18 protein-coding genes are annotated in these 22,559 nt (G+C 52.3%); 4 read left to right on the forward strand and 14 right to left on the reverse strand.

Translation table 11 applies throughout. From position 1 onward, the window contains the following. Nucleotide 1 precedes the first annotated feature (1 nt). Complete coding sequence (locus AC2FNE_RS04650; RefSeq protein WP_170608226.1) at nucleotides 2–1,405, forward strand: TRAP transporter large permease; 1,404 nt, start codon at nucleotides 2–4, stop codon at nucleotides 1,403–1,405. 135 nt (nucleotides 1,406–1,540) lie between these two features. Here AC2FNE_RS04650 and ocd read toward each other — a convergent pair whose 3' ends face one another. Genes ocd through rocF form a run of 3 tightly spaced genes read right to left on the reverse strand, consistent with a single transcriptional unit; the run spans nucleotide 1,541 to nucleotide 4,431 of the window. Further along, nucleotides 1,541–2,581 (reverse strand): ornithine cyclodeaminase, encoded by a 1,041-nt coding sequence (gene ocd, locus AC2FNE_RS04655; RefSeq protein WP_496804868.1) that lies wholly within the window; start codon nucleotides 2,579–2,581, stop codon nucleotides 1,541–1,543. A gap of 9 nt (nucleotides 2,582–2,590) precedes the next feature. Beyond that, nucleotides 2,591–3,511: a citrulline utilization hydrolase CtlX gene (gene ctlX / locus AC2FNE_RS04660; RefSeq protein WP_496804869.1), complete on the reverse strand. Its 921-nt coding sequence runs from the start codon at nucleotides 3,509–3,511 to the stop codon at nucleotides 2,591–2,593. Continuing rightward, a complete protein-coding gene (rocF, locus tag AC2FNE_RS04665; protein ID WP_170608220.1) occupies nucleotides 3,511–4,431 on the reverse strand; it encodes an arginase in 921 nt (306 codons plus the stop codon). Before rocF ends, ctlX begins: the two co-directional genes overlap by 1 nt. Before the next feature lie 86 nt (nucleotides 4,432–4,517). Here rocF and AC2FNE_RS04670 point away from each other — a divergent pair, with 86 nt between their 5' ends. Together AC2FNE_RS04670 and mprF are read left to right on the forward strand one after the other, a co-directional pair. Then, nucleotides 4,518–4,946, forward strand: a complete 429-nt coding sequence (locus AC2FNE_RS04670) for an Lrp/AsnC family transcriptional regulator (RefSeq protein WP_170476567.1) — start codon at nucleotides 4,518–4,520, stop codon at nucleotides 4,944–4,946. Nucleotides 4,947–5,053: 107 nt separating this feature from the next. Next, nucleotides 5,054–7,663 carry a bifunctional lysylphosphatidylglycerol flippase/synthetase MprF gene (mprF, locus tag AC2FNE_RS04675; RefSeq protein ID WP_170608370.1) on the forward strand — a complete coding sequence of 870 codons (2,610 nt, stop codon included), beginning with the start codon at nucleotides 5,054–5,056 and terminating at the stop codon, nucleotides 7,661–7,663. Nucleotides 7,664–7,666: 3 nt separating this feature from the next. On the opposite strand, the gene AC2FNE_RS04680 is transcribed toward mprF, so the two are convergent. The 8 genes from AC2FNE_RS04680 to metG all read right to left on the reverse strand — a co-directional run bounded on the left by AC2FNE_RS04680 (nucleotide 7,667) and on the right by metG (nucleotide 18,050). After that, complete coding sequence (locus tag AC2FNE_RS04680) at nucleotides 7,667–9,217, reverse strand: efflux transporter outer membrane subunit (RefSeq protein ID WP_254442437.1); 1,551 nt, start codon at nucleotides 9,215–9,217, stop codon at nucleotides 7,667–7,669. 11 nt (nucleotides 9,218–9,228) lie between these two features. Then, nucleotides 9,229–10,374 carry an HlyD family secretion protein gene (locus AC2FNE_RS04685; RefSeq protein ID WP_496804870.1) on the reverse strand — a complete coding sequence of 382 codons (1,146 nt, stop codon included), beginning with the start codon at nucleotides 10,372–10,374 and terminating at the stop codon, nucleotides 9,229–9,231. A gap of 21 nt (nucleotides 10,375–10,395) precedes the next feature. Further along, on the reverse strand, nucleotides 10,396–10,752 hold the full coding sequence (locus AC2FNE_RS04690) for a DUF3302 domain-containing protein (protein WP_170475495.1): 357 nt from the start codon (nucleotides 10,750–10,752) through the stop codon (nucleotides 10,396–10,398). Between the two features lie 33 nt (nucleotides 10,753–10,785). Continuing rightward, nucleotides 10,786–11,352 (reverse strand): disulfide bond formation protein B, encoded by a 567-nt coding sequence (locus tag AC2FNE_RS04695; RefSeq protein ID WP_496804871.1) that lies wholly within the window; start codon nucleotides 11,350–11,352, stop codon nucleotides 10,786–10,788. Between the two features lie 15 nt (nucleotides 11,353–11,367). Then, on the reverse strand, nucleotides 11,368–11,523 hold the full coding sequence (locus tag AC2FNE_RS04700; RefSeq protein WP_170475493.1) for a DUF5993 family protein: 156 nt from the start codon (nucleotides 11,521–11,523) through the stop codon (nucleotides 11,368–11,370). Between the two features lie 206 nt (nucleotides 11,524–11,729). Beyond that, entirely contained in the window at nucleotides 11,730–14,879 is a 3,150-nt protein-coding gene (locus AC2FNE_RS04705) for an efflux RND transporter permease subunit (RefSeq protein WP_496804872.1), read from the reverse strand. Nucleotides 14,880–14,882: 3 nt separating this feature from the next. After that, nucleotides 14,883–16,061: an efflux RND transporter periplasmic adaptor subunit gene (locus tag AC2FNE_RS04710; protein ID WP_170475490.1), complete on the reverse strand. Its 1,179-nt coding sequence runs from the start codon at nucleotides 16,059–16,061 to the stop codon at nucleotides 14,883–14,885. A gap of 270 nt (nucleotides 16,062–16,331) precedes the next feature. Then, entirely contained in the window at nucleotides 16,332–18,050 is a 1,719-nt protein-coding gene (metG, locus tag AC2FNE_RS04715) for a methionine--tRNA ligase (RefSeq protein ID WP_496804873.1), read from the reverse strand. Between the two features lie 281 nt (nucleotides 18,051–18,331). Here metG and AC2FNE_RS04720 point away from each other — a divergent pair, with 281 nt between their 5' ends. Continuing rightward, nucleotides 18,332–19,285 (forward strand): hypothetical protein, encoded by a 954-nt coding sequence (locus tag AC2FNE_RS04720; protein WP_496774660.1) that lies wholly within the window; start codon nucleotides 18,332–18,334, stop codon nucleotides 19,283–19,285. Nucleotides 19,286–19,401: 116 nt separating this feature from the next. Here the strand turns inward: AC2FNE_RS04720 and AC2FNE_RS04725 are convergent, their stop codons facing one another. The 3 genes from AC2FNE_RS04725 to AC2FNE_RS04735 form a co-directional block, all read right to left on the reverse strand. After that, entirely contained in the window at nucleotides 19,402–20,622 is a 1,221-nt protein-coding gene (locus tag AC2FNE_RS04725) for an MFS transporter (protein ID WP_170475484.1), read from the reverse strand. 80 nt (nucleotides 20,623–20,702) lie between these two features. Beyond that, the gene (locus tag AC2FNE_RS04730) at nucleotides 20,703–21,299 is read right to left on the reverse strand and encodes a YceI family protein (protein ID WP_170608207.1); all 597 of its coding nucleotides are present in this window, start codon (nucleotides 21,297–21,299) and stop codon (nucleotides 20,703–20,705) included. After that, nucleotides 21,296–22,510: an MFS transporter gene (locus AC2FNE_RS04735; protein WP_170475481.1), complete on the reverse strand. Its 1,215-nt coding sequence runs from the start codon at nucleotides 22,508–22,510 to the stop codon at nucleotides 21,296–21,298. The genes AC2FNE_RS04730 and AC2FNE_RS04735 overlap by 4 nt, the downstream gene beginning before the upstream one ends. Between the last annotated feature and the right edge of the window lie 49 nt (nucleotides 22,511–22,559).

Here is a 22,559-nt window from a genome sequence, read left to right on the forward strand (position 1 = left end):
CATGGACACGATAGATATCGGGCTTTGGGTCACGGGTGGTCTGTTGGTTCTGGTGGTCACGGGGATGCGTGTGGCTTTTGCTGCGGCTCTGGCGGGGCTTGTCGGACTAATCTGGATTTTTTGGGCAAAGTTCGGCTATGACCCAGAACGTTTTGGCAAGGCTCTGACCGTGGCTGTGAAAACGGCGGGGCAGGTACCACATTCCAAGGTCGCTTCTCACACGCTCAGTTTGATCCCGACGTTTATCCTTATCGGTTACCTCGCTTATTACGCCGGACTTACTCGCGCGTTGTTTGAGGCGGCGAAACGTTGGGTCGCCTGGGTCCCGGGCGGACTAGCCGTATCTACTGTATTTGCCACCGCAGGATTTGCGGCTGTTTCAGGGGCATCTGTCGCCACGTCCGCAGTATTTGCGCGTATAGCTATCCCCGAGATGTTATCTGTCGGCTACAACAAACGTTTCGCCGCAGGCGTTGTCGCCGCAGGTGGGACGCTGGCTTCGCTTATTCCACCCTCTGCGATACTTGTGATCTATGCCATTATTGTCGAGCAGGATGTGGGAAAATTGTTGCTCGCCGGCTTTATACCAGGTGCATTCTCGGCGGTAATCTACGGCTTGTTGATCGTGGGCATAGCTGTGATTTTCAAAACCGTGGGTCCTCCTGTGACCGGATTTACCTGGAAACAACGTCTTGCGGCGTTGCCCGGAGCACTGCCAATCGTCGCCGTGATCCTGATCATAATTTGTTTCGTATACAACCCGTTTGGCGAAGATGCGTGGGGCACTCCAACCGAAGGCGGAGCGATCGGTGCCTTCATCGTCTTCTGTTTCGCTTTGATCCACGGTATGCGGTGGCAAGAGTTCAAATCTGCCCTTCTTGAGACCGCAAAGTTAACGGCTATGATTTTCGCTATAATTTGGGGCGTGCTCATCTACGTCCGGTTTCTAGGCTTCGCTGATCTGCCGGGCGCATTCTCGGATTGGATCACGTCGTTAGAGATGTCGCCGATGCTGATCCTGATATGCATACTGTTGGCTTATGCAGTGTTGGGCATGTTCATGGATGCAATCGGGATGCTGCTGCTTACACTGCCCGTTGTTTACCCCGCAGTTATGGCCCTAAATGGAGGTGAAGCGGTAAGTGCCGCAGACAGCACTTTTGGCATGTCAGGACCGATGTGTGCGATCTGGTTTGGTATACTGGTTGTGAAAATGGCCGAGTTCTGCTTGATCACGCCGCCGATAGGTCTCAACTGTTTTGTTGTGGCTGGCGTTCGTCCCGACCTTAGCGTTCAGGACGTTTTTAAAGGCGTGACGCCTTTCTTTGTTGCAGATGCCGTTACAATAGCGTTGCTCGTCGCTTTCCCTGGCATCGTGCTCTATCTACCGTCGCTCGCAGGCTAGTTAGAGAAAGCACACGAAGTCAGGCGTCTATCAAAAAAGTCGCCAGATTGGATTGGACCAAATTCTTGGTCTGTAAGAGCCTCGCGCAGGAAGCACAGCGTTTGACGAGATAACAAAGTAGCGGTTTCTGCCAGATCAGACAGCTCGCATTACCATGCCAAACAAATCGCGAGGATCGTCGGGGTCGGCCAGCATGTCCAAATGTTCAAAGAACTCCGTTCCGTCTATAGCCTGTTTGACGTAGCGCAGGGCCGAGAAATCTTCGATCGCGAATCCGACGCTGTCGAATAGGGTAATTTGGCGGTCATCTGTGCGGCCTTTCGACTGTCCTGCCATGACTTGCCACATCTCGGTTACCGGATAGTCGTCATCCAATGCCTGAATCTCACCTTCGATGCGGGTCTGCTCTGGGTACTCTACAAATATGTCCGACCGTAAAAGAATGTCTTTGTGCAGTTCGGTCTTGCCAGGGCAGTCTCCACCGATAGCGTTGATATGAACCCCTGGGCCAACCATGTTGTCTGTTAGAATTGTGGCGTATTTCTTATCCGCTGTGCAGGTGGTGATGATCTGCGCACCTTCAATAGCATCCTCGGGTGTCTTGCAGGATATCACTGAGAGACCCTTGCCGCTTAAGTTTGCAGCACATTTCACGGTCGCATTCGGATCAATGTCATAAAGGCGCACCGTGTCTATGCCGCACATTGCCTTGAATGCTAGACATTGAAATTCGGATTGGGCGCCATTGCCGATCATGGCCATGGTTTTTGCGTTTGTAGGAGCCAGGTAGCTGCCAACTAGCGCAGAGGTGGCTGCCGTTCGTAATGCGGTCAAAATTGTCATCTCTGTCAGCAGATTAGGATAACCAGTGTAAACGTCAGCCAGTAGGCCAAAGGCTGTTACGGTTTGTAAGCCCTCGGATGTGTTTTTGGGATGGCCGTTGACGTATTTGAAACCATATGCTTCGCCATCGGAAGTCGGCATAAGTTCGATCACGCCATGGGGCGAATGGGCGGGAATCCGGGGCGTTTTGTCAAAGCTTTCCCAGCGTTTGAAATCCGCTTCAATCACGGCGGCAAGCTCGATGATCATTTTTTCGACACCGATGTGGTGTACCAACCGCATCATGTTGTCTACGGAGACAAAGGGGACAAGAGCCTTATCGGAAGGTTGCATATTTGACTCCTATCGGCGGGAAAGGTGGATGCCTGCGATCATGCAGCGAACGGAACCGCCGGCGGTTTCGATTGTTGGCACGGACAACGGAAGCAGTCTTGCGCTGTTTTCAATGATAGAGAGCTGCTCGGGCGTAAGTGACGACAAGGCTCTGCTGGACAAGGCAAGAACCAAACCATTTTTCCCATTAAGTTCGATGGCATTGCCTGCAAATTCTGCGATTTGCGCGTGCGAAAGTTCGACGATTTTGCGACCAGATTCCTCAAGCCTTGCCCGAACGGTGGCCCGTCGTTCTTGGTCCGGGATCATATCTAGACAAATCAGCGCGTATTGAGTGCCGATACCCATCAAAACATTGGTATGGTAAACGTCGCGCCCGGCTGAGTCCTTGGCTTGGAAAGCAATGGGTTCATAGTTGAAATGCGTGCAAAACCTTTCTAGCAAAACAGGGTCCGCACGGTTGGATTTAACTGTGTAAGCAATGCGACCGACATGGTCCAAAACCATTGCGCCAGTACCTTCTAACGCAAGGTTGTCCTGTTCCAAACCAGAGTAGTCAATCACATCCTGAACGCGGTATTCTTGTTTGAGCAGCTTGATTACGTCATCGCGCCGTTCACGTCGGCGAGATGGCGCGAACATTGGATAGATAGCCACATGGCCGCCAGGATGTGTTGAGAACCAATTGTTGGGAAAAACACTGTCTGGCGTATCAAGATTCCCATGATCATCGAAAACGTGAACAGTGATGCCAGCAGCTCTCAACTGGTACACAGCCTCGTCATGTTCCTGCAAGGCAGTAGAGGAAGTTGCTTGTGATGATGTTTGCGCCAGAGTTTGAAACGCGTTGTCGTGGCTGGTTTCAGGATTGGAAGCAAATGCATGAGGTCGGATCATAACAACTGCGGACGGTGATTGAAGCGAGTGCATCAGAAACTCCGGGTCGGGCGATCAAAGATCCGGCGACCCATAAGTGAGGCTGCCAAGTCGACCATCAGTTTTGCGGTACGACCGCGTTCATCGAGAAACGGGTTCAACTCGACAAGGTCCAGCGAACACACCAGACCGCTTTCGTGTAGTAGCTCCATGACCAAATGCGCTTCGCGTTCCGTTGCGCCTCCGGGTACAGTGGTCCCGACGGCTGGCGCTATGGCAGGGTCTAAAAAGTCAACGTCCAGTGAAACGTGCAAGATGCCATTTGCCGTACGAACTTTGTCAAGAAAGGCGATCAAGGGAGCTTTTATCCCATGCTCATCTATCGTGCGCATATCCGCCAGCATTGCGCGCGCCTGTTCCAGAATGGTTCGTTCTTCCAGATCGACGGATCGAAGCCCGATCATACCAACACGGTCAGTGGGGACAGGTACGGCAGGGGCAGGGAAGGCTTCAAAGCCTGACTGCCCCGTGAAATAAGCTACGGGTGTGCCGTGCAGATTGCCGCTGCTGGTGCTGTCAGGGGTGTGGAAATCACTGTGCGCATCAAGCCACAACACAAACAAGGGTCGCCCAATCTTGTTGGCGTACGCTGCCATCCCCGAGACGGTTCCCATAGACAGAGCGTGGTCTCCACCCATAAAAATTGGCATTCCCCGGACGGCAGAATTTTGTGCCGCTCGACCCAAAGCTTGAGTCCAACCAACACATTCTGGCAAGGCGTATAAATGTTCGTGGGAAGGTATCTCGACTGGGTCCGGTACGGTATCGCCTACGTCATCCACCTCATGCCCAAGATCACGTAAGGCTTGCCCTAGCCCGGCCACACGATATGCATCTGGACCCATGCGACATCCTTGACGCCGTTTTCCGGAATCCATCGGCGCACCAACTAAGATCAGCGATTTTTTGTCCATATGTTCTTTTATCGACGCAATGCGGGTTGCGAGAAGACAACAAAGTGCTCAAAAAGAAGCTGGATGAACCGATATGGAAGTCAATCTTGGACGATTTGGACAATAAACTGCTAAATGCGCTACATCGAGATGCCCGCGCGTCCTTGTCGGAACTTGCCGAAACGCTTGGGGTAACGCGCACAACTGTGCGCAGTCGTCTACATCGGCTCAAGCAGTCTGGGGAAATCGTAGGATTTACAGTGGTGACACGCAAGAATGTTGCGGAAAGCCCGGTACGAGGTCTGATGATGTTGGGGATCGAAGGTCGCGGGACAGAGAGAATAATGTCACGTATCGCTGCAATGCAACAGGTGCGGGCAGTGCATTCTACTAACGGCAGCTGGGATCTAATCGCCGAGATCGGAACGGATACGCTGGCTGAACTGGATGGAGTTTTGTTTCAAATTCGCCGGATGGAAGGGATCACTCGGTCAGAAACAAATCTGCTTTTGTCGACTCGCAAGGGCCGATCTTGATGAACCAATGGTAACGCTTTGACGGCCTTGAGATTTGTGCAAAACTTACCTTGTTGGCGGGTCGTTACCGTCTGGCAGTTGGACGGGACAAAGGCGGGACTATTGCGATGACCACTCAAGCAGCACCCGACGAGTCGCAATCAACGGATTGGGTGAACAAAGCATCCGGCCTGCTTGAAAAGCCTCTTGTCCGGGTTGCTGTACCTTTGCTTGTAACTCTAATTGCGCTGGCTGTTTTGCACGAACTTTCGGCACACGTGAAATGGTCCGAAGTTACCGCGGACGTTGCAAATACACGGTGGCAAACACTTTTTTTTGCTCTCTGTTGGACCGCGTTTAGTTTTCTTTCACTGTCCCTTTACGATGTCTTCGCCGTGCAGAGCGTTGCGGACGGAAAGGTTCCTCTACCTGTGGCAGGAATGGCTGGCGCAACCGGTTATGCTGTATCGAACTGTGTTGGGTTTTCATACATAACTGGCACGGCAATCCGATACAGAATTTACGCGTCTTTAGGCTTGGATCTGAGCCGAGTAGCCGGTGTCATTGCAACTTCTTGGATCGCGTTTTGGATGGGCTTGGTCCTGATAATGGGGCTTTTGCTGACGCTGCATCCTGACGGTATTTCCAAGGTCCTGCCCATTAGTGAGACGGTGGAAACCGTGATAGGCCTAATATTGCTGACTGGCCTCGCTGTTTTGTTCGTCTGGCTTTCACGTGGTGGGCGAAGGTTCGGTTTTGCTGGGCTCGGGTTTAACTTGCCCGGCGGCAAACTGGCCGGCCTGCTCACGCTTGCTGCTTTGGGTGATATCTTTGGCGCTTCAATGACGCTCTATGTACTGATGCCCGATGATCTCGGTGTAGGCTATCCCTATTTTTTCACGATTTTCGTTGCTGCAATCGCAATCGGTATTCTCAGTCACGCTCCGGGTGGTTTAGGTGTGTTTGAGGCAACCTTGATCGCGGGCCTTGGCGCGTCGGGTCGATCGGACGTCATTGCAGCTCTGTTGTTGTATCGGGTTGTCTATACTTTTCTTCCTTTCGCTATTGCGACGTTGTCCATAGCTATCGCATCCGCTCTGACTCAACGGCATCGCATCGGCGGAGCGGCGACTTGGATTTACCGTGTTATCCGCCCGATTGTTCCAATGGTCGCTGCCGGTGTCGCGGCTGTTGCAGGCGCTATCATGCTCGTGTCCGGAGCGTTGCCATCCAGTTCACAAAACCTTGGAATTTTACGTGAAGTTTTGCCGTTGTCCTTCGTAGAGGCGTCACATTTGGCAGGCAGTGCAATAGGTTTGCTGCTGCTGTTGGTGTCACGTGGGCTGTTCCGCAAGCTGTATCGCGCGTGGGTGGTTGCCATGCTGCTAATGGTCGCTGGTTTTTTTGCGTCGCTTGCCAAGGGCTTGGACACGCATGAGGCGTTGTCGATGCTGGCCACGATTGGTCTGCTTGCAATGTTTCGAAGCGCGTTCTATCGAGTCAGTGGAGCGTCCATCTTTCGCCTGAACATCCCTTGGCTTGTCAGCGTTGTCGCCCTGTTAGCGGTGATCTTCTGGATTGGGCTTTTTGCTTACTCTCACGTTGAATACGAAAATGCGCTTTGGTGGGACTTTGCTTGGAACGGGGATGCGTCTCGGTTCCTGAGATCCAGCCTTGCGGTGGCCGTGATCCTTGGTGTGGTCGCCATAAATTCTCTTTTCGGGCGAGAAATTCCAACACCCGCGCGCACGGAAATTCCTGCGGTTGTAGAGCGGCTTGCATTGGAATGCGAAGATACCGAAGCTCAGATTGCCCTGACCGGAGACAAACAGTTTCTGATATCCTCGGACGAAACCGCGTTTTTAGCATATGCCGATACTGGCAATGCCTTGATCACAAAAGGCGAACCGGTCGGAGACGAGACGGCAGGTGTTCAACTAATCTGGCAACTGCGTGAGCGCGCTGATCGAGAGGGTAAACTATGCGCGTTTTATAGTGTATCGACCAAGTATCTTCCAACCTTTCTGGACCTCGGGCTTTCAATCTTAAAGATAGGAGAAGTCGCCCGCGTCCCGCTTAAAGATTTTTCTTTGGACGGCAAGTCTCGCAAACGCTTTCGGCAGGCGAAGAACAGGGCGGAACGCGAAGGCTATGTATTTGAAATAATTCCTAAAGAGCGGATGGCGCCAATTCTGCCGGAACTGCGCAAAATTTCCGATCACTGGCTTGAGCATAAAGCAGGAGAAGAGAAGGGATTTGCGCTGGGAGGGTTCGATGATGATTACTTATCTTACTTTGATTTTGCGGTATTAAGAGATCGGGAAACCAACCAAATCTTGGCTTTTGCCAACCTCTTTCAGGGTGGTCACAAATCCGAACTTTCCTTGGATTTAATGCGTTACGAGCCAGACAGCCCAAGTTTTGTCATGGACGCTCTTTTTGCCGAAATGATGGCCTGGGGAGCAGAGCAAGGGTTCCACTGGTTTTCACTTGGGGCGGCCCCGTTTTCGGGGATCGAAAATCGGCAGCTAGCGTCGATCTGGAACCGGATCGGCGGGTTTGTTTACGATCATGGTGAGCAATTCTATCACTTCGAAGGACTGCGAACCTTTAAGCAGAAATTTGACCCGGAATGGAGCCCCAACTATTTGGCCAGCCCCGGCGGGCTGGCCGCGCCTCGCATTCTGTACGAGGTCAACATATTGATCTCGGGTGGGCTTAGAGGTTTGACAAAATAGTTGTTAATTCAGGCTCGCGCGGGTTGGTGTATTTTCCAGAAGATCTCCCCAATCCGTGCGATACGCCATTTCTGCAAGAACAGTTTCAGGTAAGAACTCCTGATTTTGCCTGATTTGCCAGCCGCCTCCTAACCCCTTGTAAATTGAAACTAAATTGGTCGACACCTGTTGGCGGGCTTCGATTAAATTCGCCTGTGACCTTAATAGCGCGGTTTGGGTGTTCAATATTCGCGAGTAACTGGCGATGCCGTCGCGGTACTGATCCACGGCAATTTCCGCAGCCCGACGTGAGGCCTCGACGCTGCGCTGATAAAAAGCGACTTGTTTACGAGCCTCGCTATACGCGACCATCGCGCTTTCGACTTCGGAATACGCGGTTAAAACGGTGTTTTGATAATTGGCTATCAACGCTTGGTATGCTGCATCCTGCGCGCGAACGTTATTCTTGATCCGGCCATAATTCAGCACGTTCCAGACCACACCCGCGTTGGCCAACCCTGTTCCACTGCCAGAGCTGAACAGGTCCCGCCCGCCTGAAGCCTGCAATCCTACAGCGCCAGACAAGATAAACTGCGGGTAAAGATCTGCCATGGCAATTCCCACTTCCGCGGATTGTGTTGCCGCAGCCAGCTCAGCGGCCCTGACGTCCGGGCGCCGTCTTAACAATTCAGCAGGAACACCAACCGCTACGTTAGATCGTGCAGTCGGAATACGACCAGAACCGCCCAACATGCCCGACATGTTTGACGGGGTCGTGCCCAGAAGAACCGCCAGAGTGTTTTTTGCTTGTTGAAGATCGCTTTCCAACTCTGGCACCAAAGCTTGAGTGTTGTTTAACAGCGCAGTGGATTCCTGAACATCAAGTTCGGTTGTAACTCCGTTGTTAAAGCGCAACTCGGTAAGGTCCAACGCTTCTTGTTGCAGTTTGATATTCTCGCGCGCGACCTGCTGTGCCTCTTGTAATGAACGAATATTAATATAAAGCGCGGCGACGTCGCCAGTCAGCGTTACAAGAGCATCGTCATAGTTTGCAACTTGTAGGGCCAAGTTGGATCTTGCCGCCTGAACACCGCGCCTTTGCGCGCCCCAAACGTCCAACTCCCACTGAGCGTCAAAACCAACTTGTGAAGTTGAGAATTCGGTGTCTAACGGGATAATGCGTCGAATGTCCGAGATCGGTCCTAAGTTTTCGCTGATCCGACGCTGCTGTAACGAGCCACCTATGGCTTGCGACTGCGGATACAGCTCTCCAAATGCTATGCCCAACTGGGCGCGGGCCTGCAAAACTCTGGCTCCGGCGACCTGAAGGCTCAGGTTCTGTGAATATGCCTGCGCAATCAGTTTGTTCAGGGTCGGGTCGTTAAAAGTCTCCCACCATTTGACGACCGGCGCGCTGCGTGATGTTAAACCACTGGCATTTGCGTTTGGGCTGTTTACTTCGATCCATTGTTTTACAACCGGAGAGTTTGGTCGAACGAAATCTGGCCCAACCGGGGCACAGGCAACAAGAGAAGCTACGCATATTGCAGAGCCCATCAGCCAATGGAGTTTCATGGAGCGCATCCTCAAATATCCAGTGGTCTGATAAAGTTTGCAAAAGAATAGAGACGGATGTTAATGCGTCTCAGAAATTCAAAGCTTTTCCCCTGACCGGTATAAATTGCTACGGCGGCATGGCCGCCCGCTGGAAATGTGTGGCCTTCGGGCACATCAACCGTGATTTGTACCGCTATCCGACCTGGCAGTTTCGGCACTTCAAAACCCGGAAGGCGGCCCGATGGAAGGTACTGACCTTGGCGGGTAGCCCACCAAATCGCCTCGACTTTGCCAGGTAAAATTTCTCCGGGGTATAGATCCAGCGCTACTTCGACGGGTTGGCCTGGCTCGACAAATTTCAGGTTCTGCTGGCGAAATGTAGCAAGAATGTATGGCTCGTCCTCAGTTACAAAACTGGCGATTGCGCCAAGCCTGACGTCGCCCACGACCAAGCCGGGGCGGGCCTGCTGCGAAACGATCATGCCGTTTTCGGGTGCGTAAATCGTAGTGTTTTCAAGGAAATACTCAGCTTCTGACAATTGCGCCTGCGCTTGCAATATACCCGTGTTAACGCCGTCTATCTGAGATTCCAGCGCGAGGTTAGCTTTTTGCAAGTTTGCTTCCGCTTGTTTTACGGCCGCTTGATCCTCGGTGACCTGTTCATTCCATCGATCCAGTTCGTCTTGTCGAGCTCCTCCAGCCGGTACAAGGTTCTCATACCGAGCTTGTTGCGTTTGCGCATACGCCAGTTGCGCGTTGGCACGCTCAACCGCTTCGGTTGAAGAAATCACATCCTGTTCAAGAATTTTTGCGTTTTGCTCTGCGGCGACCAATTGCGCTTTGGCGTTGTCGACGGCCAACGAAAACACAGTGTCGTCGAAGCGATAGAGCGGATCTCCCTTGGTGACTTGAGTGTTGGGCTCGACCAGAACCTCGGTCAAGATCGTGGGTTGGGTCAGTTTTGGAACAATTTGTATTGTCGAACGAACGACGTGACTGTCGGCTGAAAAGGGTTGGAAAAACCGTAGCGCAACCAGAAAAATCAACAACAAGTGGGCACCAACCCAGAACGAAACGATGCCCCAAGTGATGTTGAATTTCAGCCACTGCATCTTGAAGAAGATGAACCAGACGAAAATGATATAAAAAAGGGTTATGCCAAGGGCGACAAGCATTGTGTGTTTCTTTCTATAGCCTCAGCCCTTTTCGGTTTCACCGGACTTGCGCTGGTACTCTTCTTTTACGGTGCCACCCATACGTTCAATATCTTTGCGGATCGCGTCCTTTTCTTCGTCCGGACCTCGGCGAATGTCGACGGTTACACCATCATGAAATGCCCACATAAAGGCGTGCACCCATGGGACAACTGCTAAAAACCCCATCCAACCCATGATTTTGACGGCCTCGGCGTGCGGATGGTTGCGTTTTATAGCAATTCGACCAGGCAGCCCCATTAGGAAAAGAAACAGTGCCATAACCGCCGCCAACAGCAGTATCAGCGCCACAAACGTCAGGTAGTCATAGTAGCCAAGCGGCTGCCCCAATAATCCCATGCTCGCGCCTCCTGTTGGGAAGTTGTTCTATCCTCAGTTGTTGCTGTCCAATTCGTCAATCAATCTGTAGCTGGTTGGTGGGTCCGCGCAAACAGTTGGGCCGCATTCAATCAGGGTTGACGCGGCGTTCAGCACCGCCAAACCCAACATTGTGAAAAATGCAAAACGTGCGAGTTTGTTTCCGCCAAATCGTTCCGTGTTTGGTTCGGACGCATACTGGCGTTCGAACATCAACATGACAGCTGTTCCAACAAGGATCAGAAAAAAACAAATCGCCGCCCAAGTGTAGTAATGCAGACCCAGAACTGGAGAGCCATAGTGCCCGGTACCTGGCACGATGTGCAGAAGAATCTGGCGAATTGCTACGCTGCCACCAAAAAGCGCTGCAAGCAGCATGATTGCATAGTGTTGTGGCCGAGAGCCATATAGCAGGTTCAATCCAAGCCCGACGCCAACGGCGACAAAGCCAACGCGCTGTAGCAAGCATAGCGGGCAGGGGAGTTCATAAAGCGCAATTTGGTAGCCGTAAGCCAGCGCCAGTACCAAGCATACAGCCAGCATTCCCACGGCGTTGAGTGTTCGGGACAGTTCAGGTGTCATGGTAATGCTCGGACCCTAAAGTTGAATGGATAGCTGACTAGTGGCGTGATACTTTAACCAATAAATACTCATCGCCAGCGTTATCAGGAAAAGCGTCGTGCCTGCTTGTGTACGGCCATAATAATTAAGGCCCATTGTGGCGACAAATAACGCAAACAAAAGAGCGATCATGGCCCGGTTCTCCCCTTCCGTGTGCCAGTTCTGAATAACATGGATAGTGTCAGTTGGATCAATACCTGACAAGTCGCAACGGAACTGACTGGCGGAAAATGCTTTTGAACCTTTGGGTTGGTGCGTTTATTAGCATTGCGAATAGCAATTGCCCAAAAATGGGCGAGCGTCCCGTCATCTGGACGGGGCGCCAAGAATTTATAGCCCTATGCGTCTGTCAAAGCGTCGCTGGCTTCCTTGTCGGAGCCACCTTTGGAGCCTTTGATCCATTCGCGCAAGCCCTGCATCACGGCGTAGAGCACAGGCACCAAGATGACGCCAAATAAAGTTGCAGCCAGCATTCCGCCGAATACCGCAACTCCAATTGCCTTTTGGCTGGCAGCGCCAGCACCGCTGGCGGCAAGCAGCGGCACAACGCCAAGAAGGAATGACAAGGCTGTCATCATCACGGCTCGGAATCGTTGATGAGCGGCCTCAGCTGCCGCGTCTTTGATCGACAGTCCATTCGCGCGTTGCTCCATCGCGAATTCTACGATCAAAATGCCGTTCTTAGAGGCCAAGCCAACAAGCATTATCATCCCGATCTGTGTGTAGAGGTTGATGTCGCTACCAACGATGGCCACGGCTGAAACGGCCCCAAACAGTGCAACGATCACAGATAGCAGGATCGAAACCGGCATGGTCCAGCTTTCGTACTGTCCAACCAGAAAGAGGTATCCAAACAGAACAGCAAGTCCCAGAATAATGATCACAAGGCCGCCAGAAGCAAGCTGCTGCTGCGCCGTTCCAGTCCATTCAAACGAATATCCGGGCGGGAGGGCGGTTGCCGATTCCTCTGTCATCACGTTAATAGCATCGCCTGTAGACAACCCTTCGGCCGGAACCGCAGTAACTGTGGCGGATCGGAAAAGGTTATGCCGTTTCAGCAGAACGGGCCCCAAGACATTTTCGACGTCAATTAATGTTCCAAGTGGCACCATTTCGCCCTTCGTCGATCGCACGTACAGGTTTGAGATATCCTCGACATTATCGCGATATGACCCTTCGGCTTGGATCATTACACGATAGACCCGACCGAATAGGTTGAAGTCGTTGACATAGTACGACCCCAACTGCGCCTGCATGGTCTGGAAAATCTCGGCCACGGAAACTTGCAGTGTTTTCGCTTTTTCTCGATCCAGATCGACAAATAACTGAGGGACATTTGCCCGGAAAGTTGTGTAGGCCTGACCGATTTCAGGCCTTTGATTGGCCGAGTAGACGAAAGACCCAACGGCAGAGGCCAGATCTTGCGGACTTCCTCCTCCGGTTTGCTGCACCTCCATTTCAACACCAGCAGACATTCCGAGACCCTGAATAGGCGGAGGGTTGAAGGCCACAATCGAGGCCGCCGACTCCCCGTTTGCGATTGTTAGGACCTTTCCCAGAATTGCATCGGCGCTCAGATCGTCCTCTTGCCGGTCGTCCCAATTATCGAGGTTAACAAAAATAGCGGATCCGTTTGTGATCGTCCCATTTAGAAGCGAGAAACCGTTGATCAGAACAGTACTCGCAACTCCGGGGATCTGTTGTATCTGTGCATCCACCCGTTCAGAAACCGCCTCGGTTCGTTCCAATGTGGCGGCATCCGGTAGCTGGATATCCACGAACAAATATCCGTTGTCCTCTAAAGGCAGGAAGCCACTGGAAGTGTTTGACATAATAGTCACGCCGCCAAACGCAAACGCCGCGATGATGCCCAACGATATGATAGGTGCGATAAGCAATTTTCGAACGATTGCGACATAGCCGTTACGCAATCCACCTATGAAACCTTCGAAAACGGCCAGAAGACCCTTTGGAGGTCCGGAACGAGCCTGCAACACCAAGCCACAAAGAGCAGGCGAAAGTGTCAGCGCGTTGATCGACGAGATAACAACCGCGGTCGAGATTGTAACGGCAAACTGAGAATACAATCGACCAGAAATACCCGGCATGAAAGTGACTGGTACAAAGACCGCAAGCAAAACCAAAGTGGTTGCTATAACAGGTCCAGTGATCTGGCCCATAGCTTTGCGCGTAGCCTCGGCAGGTGCCAGCCCTTCTTCGGCGATAATGCGTTCAACGTTTTCGACCACAACGATCGCATCATCAACGACGATACCAATCGCTAGTACCAGTGCGAAAAGAGAAATCGTGTTCAGCGACATGCCGAAAGCAAGTAAGAAAGCGAATGTGCCGATCAATGATACCGGAATGGCAACTGCTGGAATAATTGTCGCTCGCCAACTGCCCAAGAAGATAAAGACAACCGAGATCACAAGGATGAATGTTAGGATCAGTGTTGAAACCACGTCGCTCAACGATTGTTCGACAAAATCAGTGGTGTTGAACGGCACCTGATATTCCACATCAGTCGGGAATGCACGTGATAAGCGTTCAAGTTCGGCTTCGACTCTATCCGACACCGCCAATGCGTTTGCGCCTGGAGCTTGATAAATGCCAAGCACAGTTGCAGGAACGCTGTCGAAATATCCAGATGCCTGATAATATTCGGCTCCCAGTTCTACTCTCGCAATATCGCGAACTCGCACAATTGATCCTGCATCGCCGGTTCTGATGACGATTTCTCCAAACTCTGCAGCCGAGGTCAGCCGACCTTTGGTTTTGATCGTGTACTGAAATGTTTGCCCCTCAGGAACTGGAGGCGCACCTATCGAGCCTGCTGAAACCTCGATATTCTGTTCCCGAATGGCGTTGATGACGTCCCCGGGTGTAATCGCAAGCGCAGCCATTTTGTCCGGGTCCATCCAGATACGCATGGCATATTCCAGGTTGGTCAAAACGTCCGCCTTACCGACGCCTTGAATGCGGGCAAGGGCATCTTTTAGGTTTATCGAGGCATAGTTCGAAAGAAATACACTGTCGTATGTGCCGTTGGGCGACGTCAGAGTGACCAGCAACAACATATTTGTGGATGCCTTTTGAGTCACTACGCCCGAAGATGTTACTTCAGTCGGCAGCGAAGACATTGCCTGAGCCACACGGTTCTGCACGTTTACCGAGGCGATGTCAGGGTCGGTGCCCACCTCGAAGGTGATATTCAATGAATAGTTGCCGTTGTCCGACGAGGTCGACGTCATGTAAATCATGTCGTCCACACCGTTTACCTGGGCTTCGATTGGCGCGGCAACGGTATTTTCAACGGTTTCCGCGTTAGCCCCGGTGTAAGTTGTCGAGACACTAACAACTGGCGGCGTAATGTCCGGGAATTGGGCCACTGGCAACACCAGATAGCCAATCCCACCCATGATGGTGAGTACGAGCGAGATTACAAGCGCCAGCTTTGGCCGGCTGATGAACAGGGCTGAGAACATCAGTTATTCTCCCGGCTGTTCAGTGGCAACAACCGCGTCGACGGCCACTCCTGGACGCACCCTTTGGAGGCCCTCGACAATCACACTTTCCCCTTCTCGCAGCCCCTCCGAAACGATTATCGCCGACCCAACCACATCACCGGTAGTTATATATCGCTGTTCAACCATCTGTTTATCGTTAACAACCAGAACGAATTCACCCCTTTGATCACGCTGTAGGGCGGCCTGCGGGATGAGGACTTGAAGCGTCGGTTCCAGTGCTTCGATATGGACGCTAAGGAAAGCCCCGTCGACTATCAGACGATCAGCATTATCAAACTCGGCCCGTACAGTGATGGCACCGGTCAACGGGTCAATTCGGTTGTCCACAAAAACGATTTCCCCGGTTTCGTCCAGTTCTGTCCCATTTGGAAGCGTGACGTGCACATTCGGGCTCTTATTACTTTCTGCTAAGGAGGCCGGGTTCTCCCCTACCTGCTCCAGAACCGTAGTGAACTGCTTCTCATTTAAAGAAAAATTTACGTAGATCGGCGCTTCGCGGACCAAATTCACCAATGGTGGATTGGTTGGGCCAACGACGTCGCCAACACTGGTTGTTACGCGTCCGATACGACCGTCAAAAGGGGCGTGTATCTGAGTATAACTTAGGTCAAGTTGCGCCTGTTGAATGGCAGCATTTGCCGCTTTGACTTCGGCCTCGGCGACGAGCTCATTGGCGCGAGCTATGTCGCGCTCGGACTCGGGTGTTGCATCCCGCTTGTACAGTTCTTCCTTACGCGCCAGATCGACTTTCGCGAGCTCAAGGTTGGCTTCGGCTCTGTCCAGATCGGCCTTGCGAGCTTCCAATGTGGCCTCATAAAGGTCAGGCTCGATTGTAAACAGCAGGTCGTCCTTTTTGACCAAAGCTCCGTCTTCTACAGCCTGGCTGTCGAGGAACCCGTTGACACGCGCCACTATGTCGACCTTATCAATTGCCTCGGCCCGGCCGATGAACACTGCTTCATCGGTGATCTCTTCGGTATAGGCGGCGGCGATCGAAACCTTTGGCGGCGGCGCGTTTTCTTGATCTTGGGCGAGCGCTGCGTGTGCAGTGCTGAGGCAGAAGATCAAGGCGATTTTCGTTCCGATCCCGCGAGCCGACTCTCTTCCAAAGAAATTCGTATTGATAAAAGCAAAAGACATGGCACGCGCCCCATTCAGACCAAAGAATTCGTTCCAGACATCGAACTTGTCCGGACGAGTCGTTTTAATTTTTGGTCAGGATGGCCGTTTTGTTTTCATATCTCAAGCTTCTTGAATGAGAAGTCATGGATAAAAGATCATTAATTTTCCTATCGGTTGGACAACTTAGCCAAGTGCCCTGTTGTCCTTCCTCCGATTTTAAACATAAGCAACCTCTGATGGCGCTCCAAATACGTCAAGGACATCGGTTGCCTTTTGAAATGCGAAATTTTAGTCGCGTGTCCCGGCGAACCGAGTTTGCCAATCTTCGCGTTGCTCATCCGTAATTTTGGCGAATAAAACGTCAGGTACAGAAAATTCATGCCCAGCGGGTAGGGACGTCAAAGCGACCGCCACATCGTCGGGCCAGCTTGTATCCAGCGTGTTCATTGCGCTGAGCATTCGGGCGGAAGTTTCCGGGATAAATGGTGCACTCAGGACTGCGTAAAGACGGATCAAGTTCAAACCCAGACGAACTTGCGTAGCGGCAAGTTCCGGGTCTTCCTTAAAGGTTGACCAAGGTGCGGCCGCTTGCAGGTATTCATTTCCAGCGACCCAAATGGCGCGCAGTTCCTGTGCCGATTTACGAACCTCCATCGCTTCCATATGGCCTTCATAGGCGCGAATGCGGCGCGTGAGTTCTGAATTTAGCGTTTGTTCCCTTTCACCAAAGTCGCCACCTTCGGGAACGGTTTCCCCGAATTTCGAGCGGCAGAATTTGGTGATACGGCTTACAAAGTTGCCCAGAACGTCTGCCAAATCTTTATTCACCGATTGCTGGAAGTTTTCCCATGTGAATTCGCTGTCACTGCTTTCCGGTGCGTGGCTTAGTAGCCACCAACGCCAATAATCGGCCGGCAAAATCTCAAGCGCTTGGTCCATGAATACGCCACGTCCCTGCGAAGTAGAAAACTGGCCTCCGTCATAATTGAGATAGTTAAACGACTTTAGGTGATCGACCATCTTCCATGGCTCGCCTGATCCCAAAATAGTCGCGGGGAAGCTCAGGGTGTGAAACGGGACGTTGTCCTTACCCATAAACTGAACATAGCGCACATCGTCGGCCCCTTTGTCAGTACGCCACCAACGCTGCCAATCTGCGTCTGTTCTGCCATTTGCGTCGGCCCATTCTTTTGCGCAGGCGATGTATTCGATAGGTGCGTCAAACCACACGTAGAAGACTTTTCCTTCCATGCCAGGCCAGTCTTGATCGCCTTTCTTGACCGGTACACCCCAATCCAGATCGCGAGTTATCCCTCGGTCTTGCAGTCCGTCGCCGTCATGAAGCCATTTTTTCGCGATAGATGTGGTCAGGATCGGCCAGTCTGTCTTACTGTCAATCCACTCATCCAACTGATCTTTCATGGCGGATTGTCGTAAATAGAGGTGTTTAGTCTGACGCACCTCTAAATCCGTTGAGCCCGAAATGGCCGAGCGTGGCTCGATTAGATCGGTGGGGTCCAACTGTTTAGTACAATTCTCACACTGGTCACCGCGCGCTCGGTCGTAACCACAATTGGGGCAGGTACCTTCGATATAGCGGTCGGGAAGAAACCTGCCATCCGCATTAGAATAGATTTGTTTCTCGCTGACTTCGCGGATTAAACCAGCTTCGTCCAGCTTTCCTGCGAAATGTTGCGTAAGATGTTTGTTCTGTTCACTCGAAGATCGACCAAAATGATCAAAACTAAGTCCAAAACGATTGGCGATGTCTGCTTGTATTCCATACATCTCGGTGCAATATTCGGCGACCGGCTTGCCTGCCTTTGCCGCAGCTAGTTCTGCAGGGGTCCCGTGTTCATCGGTGGCACAAAGAAACATGACCTCATTCCCGCGGCCGCGCTGATACCGCGCGTACAAATCGGCCGGAAGTTGCGATCCGATGAGATTTCCGAGGTGCTTGATCCCATTTATGTAAGGGATCGCCGAGGTGATGAGTATCCGGGCCATTTTTGCGTTTCCACGTATCTGTCTGCGCGCCCGTCTACCTTATGTCACCGTCCAGCAAAAGCCCGGTTTCGCAACCAAACGACTATAAATAATCTGGAAAAGCGTATCCAACGTTAAAAAACCTTTTGGATTGACCTTAGGTCTCTGTAACAGGTGAATCTTGCCAGTCGATGCGTTCAGCTGCGGCTGCTTAACGCCCCAGTTTCACCGCCGTATCACTCTGTTCGCGCAAATGAGCCAATAATGTATCATAATTCCACGGCTCAAATTGGGAGGGGTGAATGCTTACACCATGGTTCAGGCACGGTCTGACTATCTTTGCCATGTTTTGTGCAGCTTTCTTTAATTTAACACCTTACGCGAAAGCCGATCAAAGCGATGCGATAAATGCAATCGAAGACTTCGATCACGCCATGCTTTCGATTTTTCGTCGGGGGCAAGATGCACTAACAGCTACTACGCGTCCTGTTATGATCATTGCGCGTGACGTTACGGTTCTTTCAGACGACGGCGGGCAAGCAACATATTCCAGAGACGCCCCGCATTACCTAGTCTTCAAGTCCACATCGCATATTTTGCTGGGCATTATCGGCGCCGTCACGCCGTGGCCACAGGGGAATGCGGCCAGTGAGCTCTGGAAGAACGAGTTCTCAACTATTTCTGAAGAAATAGAAAAGCTTCTTCCATTGATTGACGGCCTCAAAATTTCCGAGTCCGCTATGGTTCGTCAGAAAAAAATGCTGGAAACGGCTAAGGCATTTGTCGACCAAGCATTGTCCGAGCAAAAGCTGACCCGCGAGGCGGTTATTAAAGTTATTAACGATATGAGGCCGGAATGGTCGGCCAACATGCGCGATGCAGCTCGGGCCGAGCTTGAGGCATTACACAAAGCAGTATCAGATGCGCGTTCGGAAATGGACGAAGACGATTGGAATAAAATGTACGTGGTACACCACGGTGGATCTAACGTTAAAAACGTCAATGTTGTACTCTTGTACTTGCAGAGGGTGATGCCTGAAAAGGTGACTGCCGGGCAGGTGTTGTTCGCAGAAAGCGCCCACGGGACTGACGCAATGGCAAAGTATGCGGGTTATGCAAAGATGCAAAGGCTTGTGGGTGCCTGGGCATTTGGTGACCCGGCTCGGATGGAGGTCGACCTTTTGGGCTATGAGGCCGGTTCAATTCTGGATGAATTGATCCCTGTGTCACCGTCAGTGTTTGCGATCGACGAATGAAAATATGTCTGTGTCAAACTCTGCTTGATCGTTCTGGTTCCAACTTTGACAAGCGGTTCTTTCGTTTAATGTCCGGCCCGCAAACACTGTCAGGCTAGGATGTTCTTGACCCGGGACTATTCCTCTCGCGCACGCTTTAGCAGGCGCCCGATTGTGAACGACGTTCTCGGGGCGTAGACATAATTGGTACGTTCTTCCGGTGTAGGGCGAGAACGCATGCGGGCAAGGCCAAAAACAATTAAGCCTAAGTGCCCCAGGGCCACAAACGCGAACAGTGCGCCGGGGCCGAAACTCTGGATCAAGGTGGATGAAACATAGGGCGATGCAATTGCCCCTAGTGCAAACCAGAACATCAAAGCAGCAGAAAGTTCGACCCGTTCCTCAGTCGTGGCAAAGTCATTGGCATGGGCAGAGGAGACTGAGAAGATCGGAAATGTCGTCAGCCCGAAGAACCCGGCGGTCAACATCACTCCCACAGTGCCAGTGCCACTCGCGGCCATCGTAACAAAGCTGCTGAGAACTGCAGCAGCTGAAAGCCAAATCAATACCCATCGGCGATCGTATTTGTCGGCCAACCAACCCACTGGATACTGCGCCAATGCCCCGCCTAAAACGAACGAAGCCAAAAAGAACGCGATTTGATCGACGTCTAAACCGACCTCTTGTCCATAAACGGGGCCGACCATTCTGAACGAGGCGGAACTAAGCGCCGCCACTATCACACCAGCAACAGCCAATGGGGAACTGCGCCAAGCAAGTTTTGGTCGCAGGCGCGGAGCATCGGGCGTTTTCGGCTGGCTGGCTTTGGTAAGCGTAAGCGGAAGCAGAGAAGCGCAGCACAAGATCGCCAGTAAGTTATAGGATACGTAAGAGGCGGGCGGCAGCACTGCAATAATCAGCTGCGCGCCCAATGAGGCGCCCATATCAACGATCCGATAAGTTCCCATGGCACGCCCGCGGGTTTCGTTGGTAACCTTTGCGTTTAGCCAAGCCTCAATTACGGTGTAAGCCCCTGCGACACAGGTACCCGAAGCAACGCGCAACAACGCCCAGACATAGGCGTTGTCGGTAAGGGTATGGCCAATCAGCCCCATCGCGCCAAGCGCGGTACAAACGGCGAAAGCGCGGGAATGACCGATGTTGCCCATCAACCTTGGGGCCCACCAGCAACCGATAAAGAAGCCAAGAAAATGCGCTGACCCCAATAAACCGATCTGTTCAGTGCTGAATTCGAGAGTCAGGCCTGAAATGGCGTCCAAAGGACCTACGCCGCCAGTTGAGAGCTGCAGCAGAATGACGGAAAGAAAAAGAGCAGCAAAGGAAATGATCGTGCGCATAATGGGTGCAGAATGACGGCATCTTTCGACATTGCGCGTAACAATTCGACTTTGTCGCGTCGTTTTTCGTCCTTCGGGCTTTAGAGCGTACGGATTATCTCTGCGCGAATGTTAAGCCCGACCTCGTCAGCGACCAGTTCTGGATATCCCGAAGCACCAAAAGCATGACGATCCAGTGCACCGGCCAGACGGATCGAAAGGGTGTTCAGATCGTCCACTTTGCTTTCTGGCCGGCGATAAAGGTCCGCCAGTAAAGTTACAGGCTTTGTCACTCCTCGGACGGTTAATTCTCCGGTTATCTGAGCGCCGTTGGAAATGTGCCCCGAAGGACTCAGCTGAATATCGGTCGAATTGAAAGTGATCGTAGGGTAGGCCTCTGCATCTAGAACGCTTTGACCTAGCATAGGCCCACGGGCAAACGGCAATCGGGTGCGCGCAGCTGCTACATTGAGTGTCACGCTGACACGGCTGTTTTGCAGACGCGACGTATCAATTTCAATATTTGCTGCCTTAATCGGCATCGTACCGCTTTGGGCAACCCCCGACAGGTTAAAGGTGAAACCAACTGAAGTGCTTTGTTTTGATAACGTATATGGGACCAGCGCTGCTTGCGCGGAACGTGCCAACGGTAACGTTGCTATGCCCGCGATAACGGACCGCCGTGTCAGGTGTTTCAAGCCAAAACCTCTTGCTTTTTGGGCCGTGAGCGGCCGAGCAAGAATAGAAGTATCGCAATGTTCAGGCCATTCCACAGAATTCCGTTAATAAAGGCCAATTGGTAATTTCCGGTTAAGTCGTAAATCCATCCGGACATCCACCCGCCCAGTGCCATGCCCATGATTGTCATCATCATAACAAAACCGACCCGGGCGCCGGCTTCCTGTGGTGGCATGTATTCGCGTACAACCAATGCGTAACTTGGCACGATACCTCCCTGAGCCAGCCCAAAAAGGAGGCTGATAATATACAGCGACACCATCCCATCGTAGGGCAAGAAAAGAAAAAGCGCTATACATTGGAGGGTTGAGCCAATCAGCAGTGTATATACTCCGCCCAGTTGGTCTGCAACTAACCCCGACACGACCCGGCTGACCACACCACCCAACAGCATCAGCGACAGCATCTCGGCGCCCACAGCCGGACCATATCCTAGACCCACGCAGTACGCGACGATATGGACTTGCGGCATAGACATGGCGACACAGCAACCTATCCCCGCGAGTCCTAGGATGTATTGCAGCGCCCGGGGTGAAATCCCGACACTGCGCGCATTTGTCTGTGCGTTTACAGCAGCGGTTTGGTGGGCCTCGATCGGGACCTGGCGACGCAGAAGCAGAGACAGTGGGATTACAACAATCAGTGTCATCGCCGCCAGCGTCAGATAAACCAGTTGCCAACCGTCGCGCGCCAGAATTCCCGACAGCAAAGTCGGCCAGATTGCGCCGGACAGGTAATTCCCACTTGCGACGAGAGCCACTGCAATCCCGCGCCGACGCATGAACCAGTGTGATATATCGGCAATTAGTGGGCCAAAGCCGACCGACGTACCGAGACCCAGCAGGAGATGTGCTGCTGCAAGCAAAATCATGTTTGGCGCGAGTGTTGCCAGTAGATAACTGATGGCGCTTAACACTGCAGCCCCGATCAGGGCTTTGGTAACTCCCATCCGGTCTACAAGCCGCCCCAGCCACATATTTCCCAGGGCAAAGCCGATCATCGCCAGAGTGTAGGGCATGGACGCCTCGGCGCGTCCTGCACCAAATTCTGTTTCGATTGCCGGCATTACGACAATTACGGCCCACATTCCGACGTTCGCTACGGTTGCAATTATCAGGGTGATCGCGAGGCGGGTCCAAGCGTAGCGGCTATCATGAATCGGATGGGTCATGGCGGGACGCTATGACTCGCCTTATGTTTTGGCCAGTCAAAAGTTGCGC

This window comes from Ruegeria sp. YKSD179, assembly GCF_059612885.1.

What these genes read in the sequence shown, in the direction of transcription:
- AC2FNE_RS04725 (WP_170475484.1), bottom strand. Translation starts at nt 20,622, where the DNA reads ATGCGCACGATCATTTCCTTTGCTGCTCTTTTTCTTTCCGTCATTCTG.
- AC2FNE_RS04685 (WP_496804870.1), bottom strand. Translation starts at nt 10,374, where the DNA reads ATGCTTGTCGCCCTTGGCATAACCCTTTTTTATATCATTTTCGTCTGG.
- AC2FNE_RS04690 (WP_170475495.1), bottom strand. Translation starts at nt 10,752, where the DNA reads ATGGGATTATTGGGGCAGCCGCTTGGCTACTATGACTACCTGACGTTT.
- rocF (WP_170608220.1), bottom strand. Translation starts at nt 4,431, where the DNA reads ATGGACAAAAAATCGCTGATCTTAGTTGGTGCGCCGATGGATTCCGGA.
- ctlX (WP_496804869.1), bottom strand. Translation starts at nt 3,511, where the DNA reads ATGCACTCGCTTCAATCACCGTCCGCAGTTGTTATGATCCGACCTCAT.
- AC2FNE_RS04710 (WP_170475490.1), bottom strand. Translation starts at nt 16,061, where the DNA reads ATGTCTTTTGCTTTTATCAATACGAATTTCTTTGGAAGAGAGTCGGCT.
- AC2FNE_RS04720 (WP_496774660.1), top strand. Translation starts at nt 18,332, where the DNA reads ATGCTTACACCATGGTTCAGGCACGGTCTGACTATCTTTGCCATGTTT.
- AC2FNE_RS04735 (WP_170475481.1), bottom strand. Translation starts at nt 22,510, where the DNA reads ATGACCCATCCGATTCATGATAGCCGCTACGCTTGGACCCGCCTCGCG.
- AC2FNE_RS04705 (WP_496804872.1), bottom strand. Translation starts at nt 14,879, where the DNA reads ATGTTCTCAGCCCTGTTCATCAGCCGGCCAAAGCTGGCGCTTGTAATC.
- AC2FNE_RS04650 (WP_170608226.1), top strand. Translation starts at nt 2, where the DNA reads ATGGACACGATAGATATCGGGCTTTGGGTCACGGGTGGTCTGTTGGTT.
- AC2FNE_RS04695 (WP_496804871.1), bottom strand. Translation starts at nt 11,352, where the DNA reads ATGACACCTGAACTGTCCCGAACACTCAACGCCGTGGGAATGCTGGCT.
- metG (WP_496804873.1), bottom strand. Translation starts at nt 18,050, where the DNA reads ATGGCCCGGATACTCATCACCTCGGCGATCCCTTACATAAATGGGATC.
- AC2FNE_RS04700 (WP_170475493.1), bottom strand. Translation starts at nt 11,523, where the DNA reads ATGATCGCTCTTTTGTTTGCGTTATTTGTCGCCACAATGGGCCTTAAT.
- ocd (WP_496804868.1), bottom strand. Translation starts at nt 2,581, where the DNA reads ATGCAACCTTCCGATAAGGCTCTTGTCCCCTTTGTCTCCGTAGACAAC.
- mprF (WP_170608370.1), top strand. Translation starts at nt 5,054, where the DNA reads ATGACCACTCAAGCAGCACCCGACGAGTCGCAATCAACGGATTGGGTG.
- AC2FNE_RS04680 (WP_254442437.1), bottom strand. Translation starts at nt 9,217, where the DNA reads ATGAAACTCCATTGGCTGATGGGCTCTGCAATATGCGTAGCTTCTCTT.